Below are 621 nucleotides of genomic sequence, written 5' to 3'. Positions count from 1 at the left end.
CGGTTGCCGATACCAGAGCAACCTCAGGATCGGCTATTTTGTTAGATGTAAAAAGCGGCGCAGTTTTATCGATGGTTAATGCGCCATCTTACAACCCGAATAACCGCTCAGATTTGCAATCATTTAAAATGAGAAACCGAGTGATCACCGATGCGTTTGAACCCGGATCTACCGTTAAACCTTTTGTGGTTTTAGCGGCTCTTGAAAATGGTTCAGCGACAAAAGATACGGTGATCGATACGGGCAACGGCATCATGCGTATTGGTGGTAGTCGAGTGGTGGATACCTCAAAGGTAGGAAAAGCGAACTTAACGACGATATTGCAAAAGTCGAGTAATATAGGTGTTGCAACATTGGCTTTGGATATGCCGCTTGAAGCGCTATTAGGTATGTACAGTTCGGTCGGTTTTGGTGAAACGTCGGGTCTTAACCTGGTCGGTGAAACGTCGGGTATTTTTCCCAACAGACGACGCTGGTCAAAACATGAAATCGCCACGCTCTCCTTTGGCTATGGGTTAACCATTACCCCTCTTCAGCTGGCTCATGCTTATGCGACCTTGGGAAACTACGGCGAATATCAACCTATTCATATTATCGAAAACAATCAGATCGGAAGAGCGG

General features: G+C 46.1%; 1 protein-coding gene. It reads left to right on the top strand.

What is annotated here, in order from left to right:
* The coding region (locus ACP45E_RS01490) for a penicillin-binding transpeptidase domain-containing protein (RefSeq protein ID WP_277815669.1) at nt 1-621 on the top strand (621 nt) is incomplete at both ends.

The sequence above is a fragment of the Vibrio genomosp. F10 str. 9ZD137 genome, assembly GCF_049974785.1.
Lineage (GTDB): Bacteria > Pseudomonadota > Gammaproteobacteria > Enterobacterales > Vibrionaceae > Vibrio.
This window is presented reverse-complemented; position numbering and strand designations above follow the sequence as displayed.